General features: G+C 71.8%; 14 protein-coding genes and 1 pseudogene. 4 read left to right on the top strand and 11 right to left on the bottom strand.

The genetic code is table 11. The features are described from left to right. Positions 1-333, top strand: a pseudogene (locus ACTMSW_RS03980) (hypothetical protein); the annotation flags it as partial. Between the two features lie 104 nt (positions 334-437). On the opposite strand, the gene ACTMSW_RS03975 reads toward ACTMSW_RS03980, so the two are convergent. The 7 genes from ACTMSW_RS03975 to ACTMSW_RS03945 all read right to left on the bottom strand — a co-directional run bounded on the left by ACTMSW_RS03975 (position 438) and on the right by ACTMSW_RS03945 (position 7,202). Then, positions 438-1,277: a GNAT family N-acetyltransferase gene (locus tag ACTMSW_RS03975; RefSeq protein WP_441179028.1), complete on the bottom strand. Its 840-nt coding sequence runs from the start codon at positions 1,275-1,277 to the stop codon at positions 438-440. 142 nt (positions 1,278-1,419) lie between these two features. Further along, the gene (gene ispG, locus ACTMSW_RS03970; protein WP_441179027.1) at positions 1,420-2,592 is read right to left on the bottom strand and encodes a flavodoxin-dependent (E)-4-hydroxy-3-methylbut-2-enyl-diphosphate synthase; all 1,173 of its coding nucleotides are present in this window, start codon (positions 2,590-2,592) and stop codon (positions 1,420-1,422) included. Between the two features lie 9 nt (positions 2,593-2,601). After that, complete coding sequence (locus ACTMSW_RS03965) at positions 2,602-3,852, bottom strand: M50 family metallopeptidase (protein WP_441179026.1); 1,251 nt, start codon at positions 3,850-3,852, stop codon at positions 2,602-2,604. Continuing rightward, positions 3,852-5,063, bottom strand: a complete 1,212-nt coding sequence (gene dxr / locus ACTMSW_RS03960) for a 1-deoxy-D-xylulose-5-phosphate reductoisomerase (RefSeq protein WP_441179025.1) — start codon at positions 5,061-5,063, stop codon at positions 3,852-3,854. The genes ACTMSW_RS03965 and dxr overlap by 1 nt, the downstream gene beginning before the upstream one ends. A gap of 42 nt (positions 5,064-5,105) precedes the next feature. Next, positions 5,106-5,762: a Uma2 family endonuclease gene (locus tag ACTMSW_RS03955; RefSeq protein ID WP_441179024.1), complete on the bottom strand. Its 657-nt coding sequence runs from the start codon at positions 5,760-5,762 to the stop codon at positions 5,106-5,108. Between the two features lie 162 nt (positions 5,763-5,924). Then, complete coding sequence (locus ACTMSW_RS03950) at positions 5,925-6,506, bottom strand: hypothetical protein (protein ID WP_441179023.1); 582 nt, start codon at positions 6,504-6,506, stop codon at positions 5,925-5,927. A 144-nt stretch (positions 6,507-6,650) separates the two neighbouring features. Continuing rightward, a complete protein-coding gene (locus tag ACTMSW_RS03945) occupies positions 6,651-7,202 on the bottom strand; it encodes a GNAT family N-acetyltransferase (protein WP_441179022.1) in 552 nt (183 codons plus the stop codon). 51 nt (positions 7,203-7,253) lie between these two features. On the opposite strand from ACTMSW_RS03945, the gene ACTMSW_RS03940 reads away from it, so the two are divergent. Beyond that, positions 7,254-8,153: a YhjD/YihY/BrkB family envelope integrity protein gene (locus tag ACTMSW_RS03940; protein WP_441179021.1), complete on the top strand. Its 900-nt coding sequence runs from the start codon at positions 7,254-7,256 to the stop codon at positions 8,151-8,153. Here ACTMSW_RS03940 and ACTMSW_RS03935 read toward each other — a convergent pair. Both ACTMSW_RS03935 and ACTMSW_RS03930 read right to left on the bottom strand, forming a co-directional pair. After that, positions 8,119-9,285, bottom strand: coding sequence for an alkaline phosphatase PhoX (locus tag ACTMSW_RS03935; RefSeq protein WP_441179020.1), 1,167 nt, complete (start codon positions 9,283-9,285; stop codon positions 8,119-8,121). The two genes, ACTMSW_RS03940 and ACTMSW_RS03935, sit on opposite strands and share 35 nt — an antisense overlap. Before the next feature lie 69 nt (positions 9,286-9,354). After that, a complete protein-coding gene (locus ACTMSW_RS03930) occupies positions 9,355-11,538 on the bottom strand; it encodes an MMPL family transporter (RefSeq protein WP_441179019.1) in 2,184 nt (727 codons plus the stop codon). Between the two features lie 103 nt (positions 11,539-11,641). On the opposite strand from ACTMSW_RS03930, the gene ACTMSW_RS03925 reads away from it, so the two are divergent. After that, entirely contained in the window at positions 11,642-12,346 is a 705-nt protein-coding gene (locus ACTMSW_RS03925) for a TetR/AcrR family transcriptional regulator (RefSeq protein WP_441179018.1), read from the top strand. Between the two features lie 43 nt (positions 12,347-12,389). Beyond that, positions 12,390-13,988: a phytoene desaturase family protein gene (locus ACTMSW_RS03920; protein WP_441179017.1), complete on the top strand. Its 1,599-nt coding sequence runs from the start codon at positions 12,390-12,392 to the stop codon at positions 13,986-13,988. Positions 13,989-14,062: 74 nt separating this feature from the next. Here ACTMSW_RS03920 and ACTMSW_RS03915 read toward each other — a convergent pair whose 3' ends face one another. After that, positions 14,063-15,643 (bottom strand): Rieske 2Fe-2S domain-containing protein, encoded by a 1,581-nt coding sequence (locus ACTMSW_RS03915; RefSeq protein ID WP_441179016.1) that lies wholly within the window; start codon positions 15,641-15,643, stop codon positions 14,063-14,065. Positions 15,644-15,768: 125 nt separating this feature from the next. Next, on the bottom strand, positions 15,769-16,626 hold the full coding sequence (locus ACTMSW_RS03910) for a hypothetical protein (protein WP_441179015.1): 858 nt from the start codon (positions 16,624-16,626) through the stop codon (positions 15,769-15,771). Between the last annotated feature and the right edge of the window lie 50 nt (positions 16,627-16,676).

Below are 16,676 nucleotides of genomic sequence, written 5' to 3'. Positions count from 1 at the left end.
GACATGGACCAGCGCGCCGCCGTGGTCGCCATCGCCACCGCACTGCAGGAGTCGAAGCTGGAGAACCTGGGTCACCTGGGTGAGCGCAACGACCACGACTCGCAGGGCCTGTTCCAGCAGCGCCCCAGCTCGGGTTGGGGCACCGTCGAGCAGATCACCGACCCCGAATACTCGACCCTCGCCTTCCTGAAGGGCCTCAAGCAGGTCGACGGCTGGCAGGACATGCCACTGACCAAGGCCGCCCAGACCGTCCAGGTCTCCGCCTACCCCTTCCACTACGCCCAGTGGGAACAGCAGGCCGCCGACCTCGTCGCCGAGCACTGGAACAACTGAGCACTGGAACAGCTGACCACCACAGACCTTCCACACAGGGGGAACACGCCGCTGGCCGGCACCCGCACACCGGGTGCCGGCCAGCGGCCTCTTCACAGGTCCGCTCAGAAGAGGACGGTCGCGAGGGTGCCGACCGGACGGAACCCGCAGCGCTCGTACACCCGCCGGGCGGGCCGGTTGAAGTCGTTGACGTAGAGACTGACCGTCGGCGCGACCCGCTGCAGCGCGTCCCGCACCACGGCCGCCATCGCCGCGGTGGCCATCCCCCGCCCCCGCCACTCCGGGGCCACCCAGACCCCCTGCACCTGGGCGGTACGCCGGGTGACCACCGCCAGCTCCGCCTTGAACACGACCTGACCGTCGACGAACCGGGCGTACGCCCGACCGGCCCGGACCAGGTCGGTGACCCGCCGCCGGTAGCTGCGCCCGCCGTCCTCGGCCAGCGGCGACACCCCGACCTCCTCGGTGTACATCGCGACGGCCGCCGGGAAGAGCCGGTCGACCTCCGCGCCGCGCACCCGGCGCACCTCCGGGTCGGGCGCGACGCCGGGCATCGTGTCCGTCGCCAGCAACGGCTGGTTGGGGCGTACGTCCCGGGCGGGCCCCCAGGTCGCGGAGAGGCGGTCCCAGAGGCCGAGCACGGCGTCGGCCCGGCCGACGATCGACGAGCAGAGCCGTTCCTCGTTGGCGAGCAGGTCGGCGAAGGCGGCGACGGCCGGTTCCGAGGCGAGCACCGGGGTGAGGTTGCCGCCGAGCCAGCAGAGCGATTCGAGGTTGCGACGGTTGCCGTAGCCCAGCACCCGTCCCTCGGCACGCCACCAGGCGAGGCCGCGCGCGGCGATCCGCTCGGCGACCTGCGCGCCCGCGAACGGGTCCAGATCGAGCAGACGCTCGACCGCGCGGCGCTCCGATTCCCCCAGTTGCCGTACCGGCACCGTCAGCACGGCTACCAGCCTGCCAGATCGCCCCGGCCCCGCGTGGGTCGAGTGGCGAGCTCGACCGGGTGGGAGTCGTCGGGGCGTACCCAGGAAAAGGCCCCGACCACCGAAAGGGGCGGTCGGGGCCGACGCACGACGGCGTGGTGGGTCAGTGCACGGTGACGGTGGCGCCGGGGAGCATGTCCCGCAGCTCCTCGGGGATCTCCGCGCCCATCTCGTCGGCGATCCGCAGCGCCTCCTCGATCAGCGTCTCCACGATCTGCGCCTCGGGGACCGTCTTGACGACCTGGCCCTTGACGAAGATCTGGCCCTTGCCGTTGCCCGAGGCGACGCCGAGGTCGGCCTCGCGGGCCTCACCCGGGCCGTTCACGACGCAGCCCATGACGGCGACGCGCAGCGGCACCGGCAGCCCTTCGAGGCCGGCGGTGACCTCCTCGGCGAGCTTGTACACGTCCACCTGGGCCCGGCCGCAGGACGGGCAGGAGACGATCTCCAGGCCACGCTCACGCAGGCCCAGCGACTCCAGGATCTGGTTGCCGACCTTGATCTCCTCCACCGGCGGGGCGGAGAGGGAGACGCGGATGGTGTCGCCGATCCCCTCGGCCAGCAGCGCACCGAACGCGACGGCCGACTTGATGGTGCCCTGGAAGGCGGGGCCGGCCTCGGTGACGCCCAGGTGCAGCGGGTAGTCGCACTGCGCGGCGAGCTGGCGGTACGCCCGGATCATCACGACCGGGTCGTTGTGCTTGACGGAGATCTTGATGTCGCGGAAGCCGTGCTCCTCGAACAGCGAGCACTCCCACAGCGCCGACTCGACCAGCGCCTCGGCGGTGGCTTTGCCGTACTTGGCGAGCAGCCGCTTGTCCAGCGAGCCGGCGTTGACGCCGATGCGGATCGGCACACCCGCGTCGCCGGCGGCCCTGGCGATCTCCTTGACCTTGTCGTCGAACTGCCGGATGTTGCCCGGGTTGACCCGGACGGCCGCGCAGCCCGCGTCGATGGCGGCGAAGACGTACTTCGGCTGGAAGTGGATGTCGGCGATGACCGGAATCTGCGACTTCTTGGCGATCGCCGGCAGCGCCTCCACGTCGTCCTGGCTGGGTACGGCGACCCGGACGATCTGGCAGCCGGACGCGGTCAGCTCGGCGATCTGCTGGAGCGTCGCGTTGACGTCGGAGGTGAGGGTCGTGGTCATGGACTGCACGGAGACCGGCGCGCCGCCGCCGACCGGCACCGAGCCAACCATGATCTGGCGGCTCGCCCGGCGCGGCGCGAGCGGCGGGGGCGGTACGGCGGGGATACCGAGACTGACAGCGGTCACTTCAGGCACTCACCTTGAGAAGAGCGTGATGGGGTTGACGACGTCCGCGGTGATGGTCAGCAGCGTGAACGCGCCACCGATCAGGATCACCGCGTACGTGAAGGGCATGAGCTTGAGGTAGTCGACGCGCCCCGGGTCGGGGCGGCGCAGCCGGGCGTAGAGCCAGGAGCGGGTCCGCTCGAACCAGGCGATGGCGATGTGGCCGCCGTCCAGTGGCAGCAGCGGCAGCAGGTTGAACACACCGATGAAGAAGTTCAGTGAGACGAAGAGCATGAAGAACAGCAGCCAGGCCTCGTTCTCGACGGCCTCGCCGCCGAGCCGGCTGGCGCCGACCACGCTGATCGGGGTGTCCACGTCCCGCTCGCCGCCGGTGATGGCGGTCCACAGGGCGGGGATCTTCTCCGGGATGCGCTTCAGCGCCTCGAACGTGTTGACCGCCATGTCGCCGGTGAAGTCGGCGGTGGCGCCGACGGCGGCGACCGGGCCGTACTCGATCCGGGTGGGCGTGCTCGGGACCAGGCCGACGCCGAGCGCGGCGACCGCCGTGACGGCGCCCTTCGGGTCGTCCAGCGGCGGGCGCTGGGTCTGCGCGAGCACCGTGCTGGTCGTGGCCTCCTGCCCGTCGCGGACGTACGCGATCTGCGCGGTGTCACCCGGCTTGAGCGAGCGCAGCGTGGTGAGCAGCTCGCCGTAGTTAGCGATCGGCGTGCCGTTGACCGAGGTGATCCGGTCGCCGTCGCGCAGTTGCGCCTGGGCGGCCGGGCTGGCCGCGTCGGAGGCGGTGCACTCGCGCACCGCGTTCTCCGGGACCACGCACTCGGAGAGCTGGATGACCGCCGGCTCCTGGCGGATCGCCGCCTCGGTGCTGGGGAAGTTCGGGTTCGGCAGGCCGGCGGTGATCGCGATGATCCACAGGGCGCCCACCGCGAGGATGAAGTGGGTCACCGAGCCCGCGGACATCACGATCGTCCGCTTCCAGACCGGGTAGCGCCACATCGCGCGGGGTTCGTCGGCCGGGTCGACGTCGTCGTCCTGGGGCGTCATTCCGACGATCTTGCAGAAACCGCCGAGCGGGATGCCCTTGAGGCCGTACTCGGTCTCGCCCCGCTTGAACGACCAGAGGGTCGGGCCGAAGCCGACGAAGTAGCGGGTGACCTTCATGCCGAAGGCCTTCGCGGTGAGCATGTGCCCCGCCTCGTGGAGGCTCACCGAGATGAGGATCGCGAGGGCGAAGAGCGTCACCCCGAGCAGGTATGCCATCAAGCTCCTTCCACCGAACCCGCGATGATCTCCTGAGCGTGCGCCCGCGCCCACGACTCCGCCGTGAGCACGTCTTCGACGGTACCTGGTTCGGTGAAGTCGGGAGCGTCCTCCAACACGCGCTGGAGGGTGTCGACGATGCCCAGGAAGGGCAGCCGTCCCGCCACGAACGCCGCCACGCACTCCTCGTTCGCCGCGTTGTAGATGGCCGGTCGGCACCGGCCCGCCTCGCCGGCCGCCTTGGCCAGCGCGACGGCCGGGAACGCCTCGTCGTCCAGGGGCGCGAACTCCCAGGTGTGGGCCTTGGTCCAGTCCACCGCCGAGGCGGCGTCGGCCACCCGGTCCGGCCAGCCGATGCCGAGCGCGATCGGCAGCCGCATGTCCGGTGGGCTGGCCTGGGCGATGGTGGAGCCGTCGACGAACTCGACCATCGAGTGGATCACCGACTGCGGGTGCACCATCACGGTGATGTCGGCGTACGGCACGTCGAACAGCTCGTGCGCCTCGATCACCTCCAGCGCCTTGTTGACCATGGTCGCGGAGTTGATCGTGACGACCGGGCCCATGTTCCACGTCGGGTGCGCGAGCGCCTGCTCGGGTGTGACAGACGTCAACTCGTCCCGCCGCTTGCCCCGGAACGGTCCGCCGCTGGCGGTGACGATCAACCGCCGCACCTCGGCCCGCGACCCGGAGCGCAGGCACTGGGCCAGCGCCGAGTGCTCGGAGTCCACCGGGACGATCTGCCCCGGCCGCGTCACCGCGGCCCGGACCAGGGGGCCGCCGGCGACGAGGGACTCCTTGTTGGCGAGCGCGAGCGTACGACCGGCACGTAGTGCCGCCAGCGTCGGCGCGAGCCCCAGCGAGCCGACCACCCCGTTGAGGACGACGTCACAGGGCCACTGCGCCAGCTCGGTCATCGCGTCCGGCCCGGCCACGATCTTGGGAAGCTTGAAGTCGCCGGTGGCCCAGCCGCGCCGGCTCGCCTCCGCGTAGAAGGCGAGCTGGAGGTCCTGCGCGGCGGACGCCTTCGCCACGCCGACCGCCTCGACGCCCAGTTCGAGGGCCTGGGCGGCGAGCAGCTCGACGTTGCCGCCGCCCGCGCCGAGCGCCACCACCCGGAACCGGTCCGGGTTGCGCCGCACGATGTCGATGGCCTGCGTACCGATCGAGCCGGTGGAACCGAGCAGGACGAGGTCCCGGGGAGAAGTCACGCGGCCATTCTTCCCCAGGGTCCTGAGCGCCCGCCGGGAGCCTCAGCCCTCCGTGTCCGGCGCTTCCGGCGCTGCTTCCTCCGGTGCCTCCTCGTCCAGGAGGTCGGCCGGGTCGACGGAGAACGCGAAGGGCTCCGTCATGGTGAAGGTGCTGCCCGCCGCCGCGGCGCTGACCGGCCGGTACTCTCCCTCGTTCAACTCGAAGAGAGCGACGGTGGGCACCCTGTTGCGCAGGTCCACGCGAAGGAAGAACGGCACACCCGCGGCTGCGTACTCGCGGGGGCGGTCGATGACGTCCTTGCGCCGGTTGCCCGGCGACACGATCTCCCCGAGCAGGACGGCCTGACGGATGTCGACGGCCGACCGACCGCCGCCGGAGGTGCGGAGCACCGCGATGTCGGGGATGAACAGGTCCTTGCCGCAGATCAGGTTGATCTCGGGGTAGACCCACAGGCCCGCACGACGGGCGGCGCGGTGCAGGAGATAGGGAAGTTCACGTTCCACCGACTGGTGGTCGATTCCGGCGTGTGGGGTCACGATCACGCTTCCGCTCAGGACCTCAACCTTGGGACCGTTGGTCTCCGGCAACAGGTCGAGGGCGAGCTGCGCGGTCCACGGCTCGTCGTGCCACCGCAGCACGTCGAACGACGGCTCGTTGGGCTGCGGTGCCGGCTCCGGCGCGAACGCTGCCTGGGCCATCCGGGCTCACCCCCTCAGCGGACCATCCTGCTCGGCCCAGCCTAGCCACCACAGCCCTCGGACAGCCGCGTCGCACACCGTGTCCGGCCCCGACCCGTCCCGTGCACACCCTGTCGCTCGGGCTGGCCGCTGCCGGTGTGCGCCCTCCCCGAACGCGACGGCTCAGGGACGGAGCAGTGCCCGCATGGCGTTGCGATAGGTCATCGACTGCGCTCCGGACTCGTTACGCAACGCGAACACGAGGTCCTGCGCGACATCCGTGTTCGAAGGCACCACACGATCGACGAGTTCGGCCTGCCCCCTCAGTTCGAAGGCCAACCAACTGCTGGCGTCCAACGGGGGCGGCAGAGAGGTCCGGTCCATCTGGAGAGCAACCTGCAACGCTCCGGACGAGACATTCGGCAGGCGGTCCTCACCTGCTCGGGAGGGGGCGAGCAGGGCCGCGATCACGTCGACCGCCGCGGCCACCGCGTCCGCTCCCGCCAGGCCGGAACCCAACGCCCTTTCCCGAAAGCGGGGAAGGTTCGACACCACCAGCCGCTCCAGGTCGCCCGAGGACGGTACGCCCCCCAGCTCACGCCATTTCATCTCGACGCCCTGCTTGATGTCGAAGGTGTCGGTGTGCCCCAGCCCGTCGAGTCGCCCGATGAAGATCGGAATCACCGAGGTCACGCGGTTGGCGACAGCAACCGCAAGTGCCCTGTCGACGTCGCGTCGATCATCCGAATCAACCCGGTCCCGCATGAATGACCACCTCACCTCCGCCGCGGTAGGCGTCAGGATAGGTCTACCGGCGTTCGGCGGACTCGGAACATGATCGACTCGATGTCAGTGACATCGCGGTGTCCGGGTGAGGTTGTCAGCCCGACATCACTGACATCGAGTCGATCATTTCGGGGGCGTGGCGTCCAGGGCGAAGGTCTCCAGTTCCACGCCGCCGTACCAGTCGGTGCGGCGACCGAGGTGGGTCATCCCGAGGCGGCGGCACACCGCCATCGACGCCTCGTTCCCCGGGGCGACCACCGCGTACACCCGTGGGGTGCCGGCGGCGAACTCCCGCGCGACGACCGCACGCGCCGCCTCGGTGGCGTGCCCGTGACCCCACGAGTCGGGGTGCAGGTGCCAGCCGACCTCGATGTCCCCGGTCCGCCGCGACCGGTCCCGCCGAGGCAGCGGCAGGAGCAGCACCGTGCCGGCGACCACACCGGTCTCCCGCACCTCGATCGCCCACGTGCCGTACCGGCCCGCGTCACCCGCGTGCCGCGCCCGCCAGGCCGCCAGCCGCTCGGCCGCCTGGGCCGCGTCGGTCAGCGGCAGGCCCGGTGCCGACAGCCAGCGGGTGACCTCCGCACGCCGGTAGATGTCGTAGATCCGCTCGAGGTCGCCGGGCGCGTCGGTCCAGTCGCGGATCACGAGGCGTTCGGTGGTGACTACGGTCATGGCGGGCGATCTTAATGCGTGGGCGGAGGCGCGAGGGGGAACAGGAACGCGGTGGGCAGCGGATGGCAGCGGACGAAGCGGATCACCAGTGCCGCCTTCCGTCCGGTACGCGGACGGGACCTGTCGCTGCACGCCGCCGCGATCACCTTCTACGCGGCGATCGCCGTGGTGCCGGTGGCGCTCCTGGCGATCTGGTTGACCGCGCTGGTGGCGGGCGCGGACCGGGTCCGTCGGCTCACGTCGTACGCGGTGGACGCGCTGCCGGACGCGATCGGCGCGCCCCACGCGGTGGCCGCGCTGGTCGAGGCCGGGGTGGGGTTGACCCCGCTGCTGGCGCTGGCGTCGCTGCTGCCCGCGTCGCTGTACGGCGAGGGGCTGCGCCGGGCGTTCGTCTCGGTGGCCGTGCCGCGCAGCGACGAGTCGCTGGTGGGCTGGCGGGGCCGCCTGCTGCTGCTCCCGCTCCTGGCACCCGCTCCGGCGCTGCTGTTCTCGATCCTGCTGGCGCTGCCCACCACCACCGGGCTGGTCCGCCAGGGCGGCTGGATCGGTGCGCTCGGGGTGGTGCTGTCGTTCCTGGGGGTCTGGCTGGTGCTCACCCCGGTGCTGCTGTGGGTGTTCCGGGTCGTCGGGCCGGCGTCGCCGGACTGGTTGTCGACCCTGGGCGTGGGCTCGTTCACGGCCGCGAACCTGTCCGGTTTCCTGCACGGCTTCGTGCTGTTCGCGTCGCTGCCGATCGACCTGGGGGTGCCGTTCGGTGGCTTCACCGAGATCGGCGCGGGGGTGGCGGTGCTGCTCTGGCTGTACCTCTTCCACGTGATCGTCCTGGCCGGCTACTCCGCCACCCTGGCCCTGTCCCGCTGGCGCGCCGTCCGCGCCGGGTCGTCGGGCGACGACCCGGCGGACCGGGGCGCGGAGGTCAGCGGCGGAACGGGCCGGTCACCTCGTAGGTGATGCCGCCGCTGCCGGTGCGCTCGCCGCTGGAGCCGCGCTGTGAGGAGAAGTAGAGGCGGCTGCCGTCCGGGGAGAACGCCGGGCCGGTGATCTCCGACGAGCCCTGGCCGAGCAGGCGCAGGAACGGGGCGACCACACCGGCCGGGGTGATCACGTTGATTTCCATGTCGCCGCCGTCCTCGGCGACGTACAGGTCACCGCCGGCGGTGCCGGTGATGTTGTCCACCCCGGTCAGCGGGGCCGCGCCGGCCGGGACCAGCGAGTCGTCGTACGCGAGGTCGAGCCGCTGGTTGACCGCGTCGTACGCCCACACCCGGTTGTCGCCCTTCGTGGTGAACCAGCAGGTGCCCCGGTCGTACCAGGCGCCCTCGCCGCCGTTGAAGTGCTTGGCCGCGCCCACCTGCCAGCGGGTGAAGATCGGGAAGCCGTCCCGGTCCGGGACGTCCCGCCAGCTCACCGGGCCGGAGACCTGGTCGGTGGGGGCGCAGAGCACCTGGAGCCGGCCGGTGCGCAGGTCGCCCCAGGTGTCCGGGACGAACCGGTAGAAGCAGCCGTCGGACTCGTCCTCGGTCAGGTAGACCACTCGCCGGTCGGGGTCGCAGGCCGCCGCCTCGTGGGTGAAGCGGCCCATCCGGGTGCGTGCCTCGGCGGCCCGGCTGCCGTCGGGCCAGGTCTCGAAGACCCGCCCGAGCGGCACCTCCTCGCAGGAGAGCCAGGTGCCCCACGGGGTCGCCCCGCCGGCGCAGTTGACGTTGGTGCCGCCGAGGATCCGGTACGCCGCGGCGACCGACCCGTCGGCGGAGAAGCGGACCGCCGACGCGCCGCCGACCAGCGGGACCTCGGAGTTGGAGACGTAGATCCAGCCGTCGCCGGCCGGGAAGCAGGCCCCGCCGTCGGGCGCGAAGTGCCACACGTACGAGGTGCCGGCGACCCGCTGTCCCGAGCGGGCGAGCACCCGGCTGGTGAAGCCGGCGGGCAACTGGACACCGTTGGCGTCGGCGGCGAGCAGGTCCCCGTACGGGCTCGGGCCCGGCTGGGCGGGCGCGGCCAGGGCGGCGCCGGCCCAGAGGCTGCCGGAGAAGGCGGCGGCGCCACCGGCGACGGTGGCGCGCAGGACGGTACGACGGTCCATCGGATGACCTCCCGGGGTGTGGTCCATGCCCCGCCGACGCTAGGGCCGGCGGGGCATCGACGAAAGCCACTATCCGGTGAACATGGGATGACGGGTCTCCGGGGCGACCGGCTCGGGCTCGGCGGTCTCCCGGATGCCGTACCGGCGGTAGACCCGGCCCAGCGGCCCCGGCGCCCACCAGTTCCCGCGGCCGAGCAGCCGCATCGTCGCCGGCACGAGCAGCGCCCGGACCAGCGTCGCGTCCACCACGATGGCCACGATCATGCCGACGCCGATCAGCTTGATGTAGGACATCGAGCCGGTGGCGAAGCCGGCCACCACGACGATGAGCAGCAGCGCGGCGGCGGTGATGATCCGGCCGGTGGCCTGGAGGCCGACGGTCACGGCGGCGGTGTTGTCGCCGGTGCGGTCCCACTCCTCGCGGACCCGGGACAGCAGGAACACCTCGTAGTCGGTGGCCAGCCCGAACAGCAGGGCCAGCATGAGGATCGGGTTGCTGGGCTCGATGAAGCCGGTCGCGGTGAACCCGAGCAGGCCGGCGAGGTTGCCGTCCTGGAAGATCCAGACCACCACGCCGAACGACGCGCCGAGCGAGATCACGTTCATCAGCACCGCCTTCACCGGCAGCACGACCGAACCGAACGCGAGGAAGAGCAGCACCAGCGTCGCCGCGGCCATCAGCAGGGCCATCCACGGCAGGCGGTCGCCGAGGCTGTCCAGCAGGTCCCGGTCGGCGGCGGGCCGGCCCCCGACGAGCACCTCCGCCCCGTCGGGCACGGGCAGCGCGCGCACCTCCCGGACGATGTCCTGGGCCACGTCGCCGGTCGGCTCCCCCGGATAGCCCACGGCCAGCAGCGTCGAGACGTCGCGGTTGGCCACCACCTGCACGCCGGTGACGCCCGGGACCGCGGCGATCCGGTCGGCGAACGCCTGGGTCCGCGCCGGGTCGGCGCCCGACACCAGCACGTCGATCGGCGCGACCGTGCCGCCGGGGAACTCGTCGGCGATCCGCTCGGACACCACCCGGGGCGCGGCGTCCGCCGGCAGCACCCGCTCGTCGAAGCCGCCGAACTGCATCCGCAGCGACGGCACCGCCAGCAGCCCGAGCAGGAGCACCACCCCGACCAGGTAGCGCACCGGACGCCGCATCACGCTCCGCGCGATCCGGGCCCAGGCGCCGCCGGACGCCCCCGTCGCCGGCCGCCCGCTGCGCGAACCACGCCGCCACGGCATCGGTACGCGCACCGCGTCGATGCGGTGGCCGAGCACCGCGAGCAGGGCCGGCAGCACGGTGAGTGCCGCGAGCATGGCGACCAGGACGGCGGCCATCCCGCCCAGGCCCATCGAGCGCAGGAACGCCTGCGGGAAGATCAGCAGGCTGCCCATGGCGAGCGCGATGGTGAGGCCGGAGACCAGGACGGTACGGCCGGCGGTGGCCATGGTCCGGCGGATCGCGGCGGCGGTGTCGTGGCCGGCGGCCAGTTCCTCGCGGAAGCGGCTGACCACGAACAGGGCGTAGTCCACGGCCATGCCGAGACCGATCAGCGTGATGATGTTGATCGCGAAGATCGACACGTCGGCGACCAGGTTGACCAGCCGGACGGCGACGAACGCGCCGAGGATCGCCAACCCGCCGACCAGCAGCGGGGTCGCCGCCGCCACCAGGCCACCGAAGATCAGCACGAGCAGCACCAGGAGCACCGGCATGGAGAGGATCTCGGCGCGGGTGATGTCCTCGGTGGTGCGGGTGTTCGCGTCGTGCAGGAAGGCCACGGTACCGCCGACCTCGGTCCGCAGCCCGGGCGCGTCGAGGGCGGGGCGCAGTGCCTCGTACGCCTCGGTCTTGCCGTCCTCGTCGGAGGCGCGGAGCTGGACCGCCGCGTAGGTGGCCCGGCGGTCGGTCGAGACCAGCCCGGGGGCCTGCGTGTCGTACCAGGTGACCACGCTGGTCACCTCGGCCCGCCCGCGCAGCCGGTCGACGGTCGCGGCGACCGGGTCACGAAAGGCCGGCTGGTCCACGGTCGTCGCGTCGCTGGACCAGAGCACGACGAGGTCCGCGCCCTGCGGCCCCAGTTCGGCGCTGATCCGCTCGGCGGCGCGACTGGACTCGCTCGCCGGGTCGTCGAAGCCTCCACCGGTCAGCTGACCGAAGACCCCGGCGCCCCAGGTCGCCCCGACCGCGACCAGCACCAGGGCGGCGGCCAGCACCGCCCACCGCAACCGCACCACCACCCGTCCCCACCAGGCGAACATTCGCTTCCCCCTCCACCGACGGCTAAGCTGTAACCATCGCTCATTTGAGTGAACGCCGTTAACTATCGCAACGGCGTTCTCTTCAGTCAAGGGGGTTCACCGGATGACCGCACCGTCCCGACGGGAGCGCCTGCGTACGGCGACCGTCGCCGAGATCAAGGGCGGCGCGCGGCGACTGCTGGTCGACGGCGGCGTGGAGGCGGTCTCCCTGCGTGCCATCGCCCGGGACATGGGCATGACCGCCCCGGCCATCTACCGGTACTTCCCCAGCCTCGAGGCGCTGGTCGGCGCGCTGGCCGGCGACCTGTACGAGGAGTTGACCGCACTCCTGGAGACGGCCCGGGACGACGCCGGCGACGACGAGGTGGCCCAACTGCTCGCCATGGCCCGTGCCTTCCGGGCCTGGTCGGTGGGGCATCCCGCCGAATTCGGTCTGATCTTCGGCGCCCCCACGCCCGGGCTGGAGGCCTTCGTGGAGGGGTGCGTCGATCCCGACCATCCCGGCGCCCGCTTCGGTGCGGTCTTCGTGCAGCCGCTGCTCCACCTGTGGCACCGCTCCCCGTTCCCCACTCCCCCCGCCGAGGTCCTGGAACGACACCTGGGCGGGCGACTGGAACCACTGCGCCAGAGCCACGGCGAGGTCCCGATCGAGGTGGCCTGGGCGTTCCTGTCCGGCTGGACCCGCCTCTACGGCCTCATCGCCATGGAGGTCTTCGACCAGATCAGCTGGGCGATGACCGACGCCGAACACCTCTTCGAACTGGAACTGGCCACCTTCGCCACCCAACTCCACCCCACCCACCCCTGAGCTGGGGGTGACCGGCCGGCGGGGAGGGGTTAGGTTCGGCGGCATGGGTGAGCAGGGGCTGCCGGAGCGGGTGGACGTCGTCGTCGTCGGTGCGGGGCACAACGGGCTGGTGTCCGCGATCATGCTGGCGCGCGCCGGGCTGGACGTGCTGGTACTGGAGGCGGCCGAGGTGATCGGCGGAGCGACGCGCACCGAGAACCCGTTCCCGAAGGTGCCCGAGCTGCGCCACTCCACCGGTTCGTACCTGCTCGGCCTGATGCCGCCCGAACTGCTCGCCACGCTCGACGTGACGATCCCGGTGCTGCGGCGGGACCCGCACTACTTCCTGCCCACCCCGGGCGGTCCCGGGTCGCCGTACCTGCTGATGGGCAGCGACCACGCCGCGACCCGGCGCCAGCTCGCGGAGTTCTTCTCCCCCGCCGACGTGGCCGCCGACGACGCGCTCCAGGCCGAGCTGGCCGCCCTCCGCGAGGATCTCGCGCCCGCCTGGCTGTCGGAGCCGCTGCCGGTGGAGGAGACCGCCGAGCGGTACGTGCGGCCCGCGCTGCGGCAGGTCTTCGTCGACCTGGTCCGCGGGTCGGTCGCCGACCACCTGGCCCGTTTCGAGTTCCGCTCCGAACTGCTGGTCAGCATGTACGCGGTCACCGACGGCCTCTCCGGCCTCAACGCCGGCCCCGACGACCCGGGCACCGGGCACAACTTCCTGGTGCACAACATGTGCCGCCTGCCCGGCGCGGACGGCACCTGGATGATCGCCGAGGGCGGCATGGGCACCGTGTCCCGCACCTTCGCCGACGCCGCCCGGGCCGCCGGCGCGCGGATCCTCAGCGGTACGCCGGTCGAGGCGATCACCCTGGACGGCGGCGCGGCCGGCGGCGTCGTGCTGGCCGACGGTCGGCAGGTGTCCGCCGAGGTCGTGCTCGGGGCGTGCGACCCGTACCGCCTGATGGACCTGCTGCCCGACGGTGCGCTCCCGGCGGGCCTCGGTGAACGGATGGCCGCGGTCCGCCGCCCCGGCACCACGCTGAAACTCAACCTGGCGCTGACCGGTCTGCCCCGCTTCTCCTGCCTGCCCGCCGACGCCCCGAGCCCGTTCGGCTCGACGATCCATCTGCTGCCCGGCTCGGCGTCCCTGGTCGGCTCGGGTGGCGGCTCGCCGATGGCGGCGCTGCGCGCGATGTGGGCCGACGTGCAGGCCGGGCGGCTGCCCGAGGAGCCGACGATCGAGTGGTACCTGCACACCACCGTCGACCCGTCGCTGTCCGACCCCGCCGGCCACCACTCGTCGGCGCTGTTCGTGCAGTCCGTGCCGTACGCGCCGGCCGGCACGACGTGGGACGAGGCCCTGCCCGGGTACGTGGACAGGCTGATCGCCATCTGCGAGCGGTACGCCCCAGGCACCGCCGACCTGATCGCCGACGCGGTGCCGCTTCCCCCGCCCGGCATCGAGGCGCACTTCGGCATCACCGGCGGGCACATCCACCACGTCGACAACACCGTCTCGTTCACCGACCGCATGCCGTACGCGACCGGGATCGACGGCGTGTACGCGGGCAGCGCCGGCTGCCACCCGGCCGGCAGCGTGATCGGCGCCGCCGGCCACAACGCCGCCCGACGCATCCTCACCGACCTGAAGGTGTAAGGAAGGGCCCCCGCTTAACGCCTGGGGTAGAGGAAGGGCCCCTTCTTAACGCGTGGACCGAGCGGGGCGCACGCTCAGGTGAGCGCCCCGCCGGCCGGGGCGGGGGTGTGCTCGTCGGCCCGGTGGGCGCGGACCTTGTGCCCGACGCTGGTCAGGCAACGGCCGCTGGGCAGGTCGAACCGCCAGCCGTGCAGCTGGCAGGTGAGCTGGTCGCCCTCGACGATGCCGAACCGGCTCAGGTCCGCCTTCAGGTGCGGGCAGCGGCGCTGCACGACCCAGTCGCCGAGGGTGATGTCCTCGGCGTCGACGGCCCGCTCGTGCTCGTCGTACCAGCCCTCGGCGTACTGGAGGCGCTCGCTCGACAGGCACTTGAAGAAGGCGTAGACGAACTCGTTGTACTGGCCGATCCGGGCCGCCGAGAAGCGGCAGGACAGGAAGAGCGAGTTGACCCAGTCCACCTCGCCGATGTGGAACAGGTGCTCGATCAGCGCGCGTTCGGTGCGGAAGCGGTAGCGGACCTTCTCGTCCGCGTACGGCCGGACCTCCTTGCCGGGGAAGTCCACCACGATCGACTCGACGCTCTCACCGTCGTACCCGACGAGGTCGAAGCGGACCGGGCCCCCGACGCCCTTGGCGAGGTAGATCGACTCGTCCAGCAGTGGCTCGATGCGGCGCTTCATCTCGGCCAGCACGTCGATCTCCGGGTGCCGCCAGGACGCCTTCTCCGCCTCGATGATCGGGCGCTTGCGCTCCCGCATCTCCTCCAGGTGCGCGGTCTTGTTCGCGAAGTACTCCTCCACCGGCACCGGGTGCGTGGTGGTGGTGCCCTCCGTGGTGACCTCGGCGACGCTGCCCGGCAGCAGCACGATGCCGTTGGTGCCGCCGACCTTCGCGTACTCGGCCAGGAAGACCGACTGGTCGGGGAAGATGTTGCCCTCGTCGCCGTGGATGTCGTTGAACTGCCACAGCGCGTCGTCCAGGAAGCACGGCGGACCGGCGATCGGGAAGACGTTGTCGGCCTTCAGGTCGTCGATGTAGCGCCAGGTGCGGTCGAACTGCCGGTCCCGCTTCTGCTTGCCGAACGCGGTCTTCGCCGCCTGCGGCAGCTCGTACACCATCGGGTACCAGATCGCGCCGGAGAACTGGAGCATGTGCGCGTGTACGTGGCCCAGCTCGGCGAAGACGCTCAGGTCGGTGGGGCGGGCGTCGTTCTGGTTGAGCAGGCGCACCCCGTCGTACTCCACCCACAGCGACGAGTCGCCGATCGGGCCGTCGGTCGGGCTGGTCAGCGCCTGAATCATGATCTTCAGGCCACCGGGCAGCTCCACGACCTGCTCGTTCGGCGCCTTGAGGAACTTCGTGAAGCCCAGCTCCCGCAGCTCGTCCTCCATCTCCGAGGTCGGGAACTCGGGGAGCAGGACGGTGGCGTCCTTGGACACGAAGTCGCGCAGGTGCTTGGCGTCGAAGTGGTCCCGGTGCAGGTGCGACACGTACAGGTAGTCGACCTGGCCCAGGGCCTTCCAGTCGAGGAGGGAGTTGTCGGGGAACGGGAACCAGGACGCGAAGTAGGCCGGATTGACCCACGGGTCGCACAGGATGCTGCCCGCGGCCGTGTCGATCCGCATGCTGGCGTGCCCCGTACCGGTCACTCGCACCGCAGTTCCCCCTCAAAAAGACAAACAAGGTGTACGTCAGAACGCTACCGGAGCCACTCTGACCCCCGCCCCGCGACGCCGGTAGTACCGGTCGTCCCCCGCGAGAACGGGTCCACGGACCCGGGTCAGCTCTCGACCGGAGGCGTCCAGCTCCGTCGCTGCGGCGCGGCGGCGCACCAGGCGTCCAGGAGTCCGGCTACCTCGCCCGACGGCGCGGCCACGTACACCCGCTGCCCACCGGCGACCTGGTGGTTCCGGTTCTGACTCACACTTCCCTCGCTGCAACACGCGCAGATGGTCCGCACCCCGCTGGCCGGCTCCGCCGCGTACCCGCGTTCGTCGAAGAACTCGGCCAGAGCCAGGACGTCCTCGGACTCCTCGACGACCACCTCGACGGTGGTGGTCGGCAGGTCCGACGCCCGGAACAGCAGTAACTCGTCGAAGACCGGGAACGTCCGCCCGTCGACCGTCCGCTCGCCGTTCGGCGTCCCGTCGTGGACCACCACCTCGCCGAACCGGCGGCCGGACTCCGGGGTGGGGACGTTGAGCACCCGCGCCCGGGTCGGGCAGAGCCGCTGCGCCCACACCACCTCGCCGTTGACGAGCCGGACCGGGGTGGCCCCGAAGTCCGCCAGGACCTCGCCGTCGCCGTCCGGGACGGGGAGGCCGTAGCCCTGCCAGGCGTCCCGGGCGGTGGGCCAGTCCTCCATGATCGTCGCGGCGATGCCCAGGTTCCAGAACGCCGGGTCCTCGGCCCCTCGATTCGCCCGGGCCGCCGCCTCCCGTCCGAGCTCGTACGCCTTGGCCCAGTTACGCAGGAACTTGTAGGCCAGTGCGGCGTCGTACCACCACGTTCCGGACGGGGGAAGATCCGGGTGCCGCCGCGCCAGGCGCTCCAGCAGTTCCCCGGCGACCGGCCAGTTCTCCGCCTCCCACGCCTCGTACGCCGTCTTCAACAGCTCGCGGTCGTCCTCGCGCGTCATGCGCTCTCCATCACGTCGGACCCTGCGCCGGGCCCGGCGTGGGGCGTGCC

Source organism: Micromonospora sp. BQ11 (genome assembly GCF_052068135.1).
Taxonomy (GTDB): Bacteria; Actinomycetota; Actinomycetes; order Mycobacteriales; family Micromonosporaceae; genus Micromonospora.
The sequence above is the reverse complement of the archived record's forward strand: the minus strand, read 5'-3'. Positions and strand labels throughout refer to the sequence as shown.